This is a genomic window from Mesorhizobium sp. M1399 (genome assembly GCF_040317735.1).
Lineage (GTDB): Bacteria > Pseudomonadota > Alphaproteobacteria > Rhizobiales > Rhizobiaceae > Mesorhizobium.
Window position 1 is genome coordinate 139,644 of the sequence record NZ_JAMYKZ010000014.1, and the last position, 6,314, is coordinate 145,957.

Annotated in this window: 7 protein-coding genes; 2 read left to right on the forward strand and 5 right to left on the reverse strand. The window is 62.8% G+C overall.

Features of this window, described 5'->3' with window-relative positions; all coding sequences use genetic code 11:
* Positions 1-7: 7 nt before the first annotated feature.
* Genes NKH05_RS24310 through NKH05_RS24325 form a run of 4 tightly spaced genes read right to left on the reverse strand, consistent with a single transcriptional unit; the run spans position 8 to position 4,684 of the window.
* Positions 8-322 carry a DUF6665 family protein gene (locus NKH05_RS24310; protein WP_023719208.1) on the reverse strand — a complete coding sequence of 105 codons (315 nt, stop codon included), beginning with the start codon at positions 320-322 and terminating at the stop codon, positions 8-10.
* Between the two features lie 23 nt (positions 323-345).
* Entirely contained in the window at positions 346-2,229 is a 1,884-nt protein-coding gene (locus NKH05_RS24315) for an ABC transporter ATP-binding protein (protein ID WP_352482083.1), read from the reverse strand.
* Complete coding sequence (locus NKH05_RS24320; RefSeq protein WP_352482081.1) at positions 2,226-4,115, reverse strand: ABC transporter ATP-binding protein; 1,890 nt, start codon at positions 4,113-4,115, stop codon at positions 2,226-2,228. The genes NKH05_RS24315 and NKH05_RS24320 overlap by 4 nt, the downstream gene beginning before the upstream one ends.
* Positions 4,116-4,141: 26 nt before the next feature.
* Positions 4,142-4,684, reverse strand: coding sequence for a hypothetical protein (locus NKH05_RS24325; RefSeq protein ID WP_352482080.1), 543 nt, complete (start codon positions 4,682-4,684; stop codon positions 4,142-4,144).
* Between the two features lie 283 nt (positions 4,685-4,967).
* Here NKH05_RS24325 and NKH05_RS24330 point away from each other — a divergent pair, with 283 nt between their 5' ends.
* The gene (locus tag NKH05_RS24330; protein WP_353026264.1) at positions 4,968-5,426 is read left to right on the forward strand and encodes a tRNA (cytidine(34)-2'-O)-methyltransferase; all 459 of its coding nucleotides are present in this window, start codon (positions 4,968-4,970) and stop codon (positions 5,424-5,426) included.
* Between the two features lie 170 nt (positions 5,427-5,596).
* A complete protein-coding gene (gene soxR / locus NKH05_RS24335) occupies positions 5,597-6,043 on the forward strand; it encodes a redox-sensitive transcriptional activator SoxR (protein ID WP_023719213.1) in 447 nt (148 codons plus the stop codon).
* On the opposite strand, the gene NKH05_RS24340 is transcribed toward soxR, so the two are convergent.
* Entirely contained in the window at positions 6,040-6,297 is a 258-nt protein-coding gene (locus NKH05_RS24340) for a hypothetical protein (protein WP_023679487.1), read from the reverse strand. The genes soxR and NKH05_RS24340 overlap by 4 nt on opposite strands.
* Positions 6,298-6,314: the final 17 nt, after the last annotated feature.

Below are 6,314 nucleotides of genomic sequence, written 5' to 3' on the forward strand. Positions count from 1 at the left end.
GTTCGGATCATACGCTGGCGCCGAGCCTGGCCAGCACGGCCTTGGGAATATTGTATTCCCGGATCACCGCGTCGTGCTTGCGCAGGCCGCAGAGTTCGCGCTGGATGAAATAGCCGTGCACCGCTTCGGCTGCGTCCTTGAGCAGCTGGGCTCGATCGTCGCTGTCGCCATTCTCGCGCAGCCTCGTCAGTGTTTCCTCGACGCGCCGGCCGGCGCGGCCGAGCGCTGCCGCCTTTTCGCCGAGGATTTCGTGGCCAAGCAGATCCAACGCGCTCTCCTGCGCGCCGGACCGTCCGAAATTCGATGGCATTCTCACCGCCATGGCTCACTCCGGTTTATGGAAAACTACTCCGCCGGCCGGGTCTCGGCCAACGCGCTCTCTTCGTTGAACAGGAAGCCGCCGGACTGCCGTTTCCACAGCCGTGCATAGAGCCCGTCGAGCGCAACCAGTTCGTCATGCGTGCCTTGTTCGACGATGCGGCCCTCGTCGAGCACCACCAGCCGGTCGAGTGCCGCGATGGTCGACAGCCGGTGCGCGATGGCGATGACTGTCTTGCCTTCCATCAGCCTTGCCAGATTCTCCTGGATTGCCGCCTCGATGTCGGAATCGAGCGCCGAGGTCGCCTCATCGAGCACCAGGATCGGTGCGTCCTTGAGGAAGACGCGGGCGATCGCCACGCGCTGGCGCTGGCCGCCCGAGAGCTTGACGCCGCGCTCGCCGACAAAGGCTTCATAGCCAGTACGATCGCGACTGTCGCGCAGGCCGAGGATGAACTCCTGCGCCTCGGCCTTCTCCGCTGCCGCGATCACCTCGGCGTCGGTTGCTTCCGACATGCCGAGCTTGATGTTGTCGCGCAAGGAACGGTGGAAAAGTGCCGTATCCTGGCTGACGACGCCGATATTAGCGCGCAGCGAATTCTGCGTGACCCTGGAGACGTCCTGCCCGTCAATGGTGATCTTGCCGCTCTCGAGGTCGTAGAGGCGCAGGATCAGGTTGACCAGCGTCGTCTTGCCTGCGCCGGACGGCCCGACCAGTCCGACCTTTTCACCCGGCCGCACCACGAGGTCGATGCCGTTGAGCACGCCGGACCCCTTGCCGTAATGGAACTCGACGTTTCTGACGTCGATGCGCCCACCGCCAACGAGAAGCTCTTTCGCGTCGGGCGCATCGGTCAGGCCGAGCGGCTTCGAGATCAGCGCCTTCGAGTTTTCCAGCACGCCGAGGTTCCGCAAAATACTGTTGAGCTGCATCATCAGCCGGCCGAGCAGCATGTTCAGCCGCAGCACCAAGGACAGCGTGAAGGCGACGGCGCCGACGGTGATCGAGCCTTCGACCCAGAGATAGACGGCAAAGCAGGCGATCGCCGTGATCATGATCCCCGACAGCATGGTCAGCGCCATGCGCACGCCGGTCAGCCGGCGGGTGAACGGGCGCAGCGCGTCGAGATAGATGTCGAAGCCGTTCCTGATATAGCGGTCGTCGCCATCGGGCGAGAACAGCTTCAGCGTCTGCACGTTCGAATAGGAATCGACGATGCGGCCGGTGATCATCGAGCCGGCTTCGGCGGTGGCCTCGGCATGCTTGCGGATCGCCGGCAAATAGCGTCTGGCCAGCAGGCCGAAGGCTGAGATCCAGATCACCACCAGCACCGCCAGCCTGAGATCGAGCCCGGCGACCAGCGCCAGCGTCGTCACCGTATAGACGACCATGAACCAGACGACCTCGATGAAGCTTTCCATCAGATCGCCGGTCGCCTGCCCCGCCTGCCAGACCTTGGTCGCGATACGTCCGGCAAAATCGTTCTGGAAGAAGGCGTAGGACTGGCGCGACACATGGCGATGCGCCTGCCAGCGCACCAGATTATAGAAACCCGGCGTGATCGTCTGCTCGTCGACCAGCGCCGACAGGCCGACGACGATGGTGCGGATGACCAGCACCACGGCGATCATGAAGACAAGTTCGGGGCCGGCGGCAGTCCACAAGGCATGCCAGCTACGTTCGCCAGGAAGCTGGTCGAGGATGTCGACCAGCCGCCCGACGAAGTAGAACAGTCCGGCCTCGACCAACGGCGCGATGCCGCCGATCACCAGCATGGCGAAGAAAGCGATCTTCGCCTGCCCGACATAGTGCCAGAGGAAACCCCTGACGCCGGCAGGTGGCCGAAGGTCCGCGGGCTCCCGGAACGGATAGACCCAGTTCTCGAACCAGCGGTAGATGGCAGTCATCATTCGGCGGCTTCACCCTTGGCGAGTGCATCGTTGGCGGCTGCATCGTTGGCAGAGGGGCCGTCGTCGAGCAGGAAGCCGCCCGACTGGCGCTGCCAGAGCTGGGCGTAGAGCCCGCCGCTGGCAACGAGTTCCTCATGCGAACCTTCTTCGATGACGCGGCCCTTGTCCATGACGACGAGCCGGTCCATGGCGGCGATCGTCGACAGCCGGTGCGCGATGGCGATGACGGTCTTGCCTTGCATCAGTTTGTAGAGGTTCTCCTGGATGGCCGCCTCGGCCTCGGAATCGAGCGCGGACGTCGCCTCGTCGAGAATGAGGATCGGCGCGTCCTTCAGCATAACGCGGGCAATGGCAATGCGTTGCCGCTGGCCGCCGGACAATTTGACGCCGCGATCGCCGACATGCGCGTCGAAATTCTTGCGGCCACCGGCGTCCGAAAGCCCTGATATGAAATCAAGCGCTTCGGCGCGGCGTGCCGCCTCGACCAGCATCTCGTCACTGGCGTCCGGCCGGCCATAGAGGATGTTCTCGCGCACCGAACGATGCAGCAGCGAGGTGTCCTGCGTGACCATGCCGATCTGGGCGCGCAGCGAGTCCTGCGTCACCGCCGCGATGTCCTGGCCGTCGATCAGGATCTTGCCGCTTTCAAGGTCGTAGAAGCGCAACAGAAGATTGACCAGCGTCGACTTGCCGGCACCCGAACGGCCGACGATGCCGACCTTCTCGCCCGGCTTCACCGTCAGCGACAGGCTTTCGATCACGCCCTTCTGCTTGCCGTAGTGGAAGCGGATGTCCTCAAAACGGATCTCGCCCTTGGTCACGGCAATATCCTTGGCCCCAGGCCTGTCTTCGACGAGGCGGGGCAGCGAGATCGAGCTGATGCCGTCTTGCACCGTGCCGATATTCTCGAACAGCGTGGACATCTCCCACATGATCCATTGCGACATGCCCCACAGCCGAAGCACGAGGCCGATGACTAGGGCGACGGCGCCGATCGTCACGGCCTGGCCGAGCCACAGCCACAGCGAGATCGCCGTGACCGAAAACAACAGCAGCGAATTCAGGATGTAGAGCAGGCCGTAGAGCTGCGTCACCAGCCGCATCGACCGATAGACGGTATCGAGAAAGCCGGCCATGCCTTCCCGGGCGAAGGACGCTTCGCGCCGCGCATGCGAGAACAGCTTGACCGTCTGGATGTTGGAGTAGCTGTCGACGACACGGCCGGTCATGGTCGAGCGCGCATTGGCCTGCTCCTCACCGACCTTGCCCAGCCGCGGGATAAAATAGCGCAAGAGCAGGACATAGCCGGCAAGCCAGACGGCAAGCGGCGCCGCCAGCCGCCAGTCTGCCGAGCCGACGATGAACAGCATGCCGAGAAAATAGACGACGATATAATTGAGCACGTCGATGAGCTTGATGACGCATTCGCGCACCGCGAGCGCAGTCTGCATCAGCTTGGTCGCGATGCGTCCGGCGAACTCGTCCTGATAGAAGCTCATCGACTGCTTGAGCAGATAGCGATGCACCTGCCAGCGGATACGCATCGGATAGTTGCCCATCAGCGTCTGCTGGTTGAGGAGCGAATGGAACCAGACCGTCGCCGGCAGCGCGAAAACCACGATGAAGGCCATGCCGGCCAGCTTCAAGCCTTCGGTCTGCAGGAACGTCTCGCGATTCTGCGCCGACAGCCAGTCGACAATCCGGCCCATGAAGCCGAACATCCACACCTCAGCCAGCGCGATGGCCGTCACCAGCACCGCATCGAGAGCGATGTAGGGCCACGCGCCGCGCGTATAATGCACGCAGAAGGCGATCAGCGTCCTCGGCGGCTCGACCGGTTCCGCAGCCGGAAACGGATCGAGTCTTTTTTCAAACCAGCTAAACATAGTGATGCTCACAATATTGTTTCCGCTCACGCGGCACGGGAACGGACGACGTGCCCAGACCGCATGGCGTCAAGGACCGGCGATACGGAATCGTCCGCCTCGCCGGTCCTGCTTCGGGCTATATAGGTTGTCGCGGGCCTTTCGCCGACAGTTTCGTTTGACGATGCTGACGACGTTTTGACGATCCGGATTTTCGCGCCGGTTTTTGCACCAGGCCGGATGAGCCTGATGATCCGGCGCACCAGCGACGGCCGGCTATAGTCCGGAACGGCATGCGAGAAATCGACGTCCGGCAGCATGCCGCGATGCGGACGCTGGCGGGTCTCGGCGTGAACCGCCGACGAGTAGGTCTCGCCGATTAAAAGCGCCCAAGTCGCGGTTTTGCGCTCGTGCAGGCTTCTTGAGCCGGGTATTCTACAGGGATCGAACATCGGTCCGTCCTCCAGTTGAAGATGCAGATAGAAGGGTGAACCAACCCGGACCGTGGGCACGCGCCGCGCGGCAAGGGTGATATCGGTCGAAGCACGTTCAGGTGGGGCGTTCAGCCCCTTCGACAGCTTGAAAAACATCGCCGGATTCCTTCGAAGGCCGAAAAAGGTTTCGGCGGGAATCGGTGCGATTGAAGTCTAGAAGTTCAGGAGAATCGTCGTACCGAAACCGCCGTCGGGCTGGTAAGCCCACGAGAGGGGTGGTGGATGTGCATGGCCATCATGAATTACCCCTTCATCGGTTCGGGTTGACAATGCTGGCCGTATAACCGACTTCGCAGAAAATGACCACCCGCCAGTCCAGGAATTTCCAAAACCGCGAGAGCTCTGTGGCTGATCTGCCACTTATTAGAAAGACGCGGAAATGAACGACCGTCTCCGCATTGCGCTCTACCAGCCGGATATCGCCGGCAATACCGGGACTATCCTGCGCTTCGCCGCTTGCCTCGGCCTTGGGGTCGACATCATCGAACCGACCGGCTTCCCGCTCTCCGACCGGGCGCTGAAACGGGCCGGCATGGACTATCTCGAAATGGCGGCGCTGACCCGGCATGTCGACTGGCACGCCTTCGAGGACTGGCGCAAAGGCGAAGCGCGGCGGCTGGTGCTGCTGTCGACCAAAGCCGCGAGCGCCTATACGGATTTCGTCTTCACCGGCGCCGACGTTCTTCTGTTCGGCCGCGAATCCGCAGGCGTTCCGGATCATGTCCACGAGGCGGCGGATGGGCGACTTACCATCCCGATGCAGGGCACCGCGCGCAGCATCAACGTCGCGCTTTCCGTCGCCATGGTGGCCGGCGAGGCGATGCGGCAGCTTGGATAGGATTTGCAGACCGTCGGCGCGCGCGGCGAGTACGGCCGCTTTCTGGTCGACGACTGCGCCCTCGCTTGTCATTCTAACCCAGGCGCACATCGCCTTCTCCTGCGGTTTGCCTATCCAGAATTTCTTCGTTACAAGCTCAACTTAACTTGAGGTCAAGCGGAAAATCGGAGATGGCTGCGGCAACGGAATTAACAGTCGGCCAGGTGGCGATGCGCAGCGGCGTCGCGGTGTCGGCGCTGCATTTCTACGAAGCGCGCGGGCTGATCCGCAGCCACCGTACCGCCGGTAATCAGCGGCGCTACGGCCGCGACGTGCTGAGGCGTGTGGCGATCATAAAGGTGGCGCAGGAGGTCGGCATTTCGTTGGCCGAGATCGGCACAGCACTTCGATCACTGCCTGAAGGCCGAACGCCGACGCGCGAGGACTGGAATCTGCTGTCGACGGCTTGGCGCGACGAACTCGACCAGAAGATTGCCCAGCTCAAGAAGCTGCGCGACGGGCTGACGGACTGCATCGGCTGCGGCTGCATGTCGATTGACAAATGCCCGCTGCGGAACAAGGGCGATCGGCTGAGCACCCGGGGGCCGGGAGCGAGACGGCTGTTGATCGAGCGTTAATCCGCCGCCGGCAGCCGCCTGATGGTGAATTCGATGACGTCGCCCGGCCGCTCGAACCAGCTTTCGATCTCTGTCCAATAGGCCTGCTTGGGAAAACGCTCGAACCACTCTTTCGCCTTGAGGCGCGCGTCGGAGCGCGGCAGCACGAAGGTCTCGCGCAGGAAGCCGTCGCGCGGCATGCGCGCGTTCTCGGCGCGTGAACGGTCGAGCCTCTTCTTCAGGCCATCCAGCGGCGGTCTTGCCGGGGTGCGCACGAAAGAACTCCATTCAC

Excerpts from the sequence above, each read along its gene's own strand:
- NKH05_RS24330 (WP_353026264.1), top strand. The coding sequence starts at position 4,968 with ATGAACGACCGTCTCCGCATTGCGCTCTACCAGCCGGATATCGCCGGC.
- NKH05_RS24325 (WP_352482080.1), bottom strand. The coding sequence starts at position 4,684 with ATGTTTTTCAAGCTGTCGAAGGGGCTGAACGCCCCACCTGAACGTGCT.
- soxR (WP_023719213.1), top strand. The coding sequence starts at position 5,597 with ATGGCTGCGGCAACGGAATTAACAGTCGGCCAGGTGGCGATGCGCAGC.
- NKH05_RS24315 (WP_352482083.1), bottom strand. The coding sequence starts at position 2,229 with ATGATGACTGCCATCTACCGCTGGTTCGAGAACTGGGTCTATCCGTTC.
- NKH05_RS24320 (WP_352482081.1), bottom strand. The coding sequence starts at position 4,115 with ATGTTTAGCTGGTTTGAAAAAAGACTCGATCCGTTTCCGGCTGCGGAA.
- NKH05_RS24310 (WP_023719208.1), bottom strand. The coding sequence starts at position 322 with ATGGCGGTGAGAATGCCATCGAATTTCGGACGGTCCGGCGCGCAGGAG.